Origin of the sequence: Shewanella profunda, assembly GCF_023283765.1 — a bacterium.
Lineage (GTDB): Bacteria > Pseudomonadota > Gammaproteobacteria > Enterobacterales > Shewanellaceae > Shewanella > Shewanella profunda.
The window spans coordinates 1-772 of record NZ_JAKILG010000116.1; the positions used below are offsets into that span (position 1 = coordinate 1).

A 772-nucleotide genomic window follows, 5' to 3' on the forward strand; every position below is an offset into this window, starting at 1 on the left:
ACTGTGAAGTCAGGCCACATCATTACAATGCAGGATTGAGCCCAAATGAATCAGAGCGACGATTTTGGTTAGATTCTAAAGCTGTGGCCAAATTTAGTTGACCACTACAAATACGATGTTTTTTCTTAAAGATAGGATTAATGACAAAGAAGAAACTTTAAAAAAGTTACTCTCAGAAAAACGAGATAACACCTATATTTCAAAGTTTAATCTCGATCAGTTGAACGCTGACTTTAAAGGAGTCAAAGACTCGATAGATGGTTACACCGAAGCAATAAATAAGAATAAAGATAGTGTAGTAAACTCTTTGCTTTCGAGTAAGAGAGCATTATTAATTATGCTCTCAATATTTTTTATATTTTATGTGAAATTTCTAGTTGATCTATACATACATAATGCAAATCAAGTGGGTAGAGATCGAGCGATATTGGATGCGTTGGAACTATCTAAAGTTAGTATCAACGAGGAAGTTAAAATAGATATGGAGCTTTTTAAAGAGTTTATAGCTATTTTTGATTTACCTTTTAATAAATCTAAACAGCAAGATTTGAATATAGAAAAATTGATCAGCAAGGTTTCGAAATAGTGAGTTATAATCGGGTAGCCGGAGGTATTTAGCCTCCAGCCCCCACACCGAGGCTGTTCATAATTCTGTGTCAGATTAATTTCACAGATCGATATGGTTTTCTAAGCGCCCCTCAAAATGGATTGAGAGCTGTGATAGCGTCAAATTCCAATTTTGGATGGGGTGGGTCCAGCGCTCAGAGGCCTT

Annotated in this window: 1 protein-coding gene; it reads left to right on the forward strand. The window is 35.6% G+C overall.

Annotation, left to right across the window (positions count from 1 at the left end; all coding sequences use genetic code 11):
- The first annotated feature begins 97 nt into the window (after positions 1-97).
- Positions 98-586 (forward strand): hypothetical protein, encoded by a 489-nt coding sequence (locus tag L2744_RS21495; RefSeq protein WP_248993775.1) that lies wholly within the window; start codon positions 98-100, stop codon positions 584-586.
- Positions 587-772 lie beyond the last annotated feature (186 nt).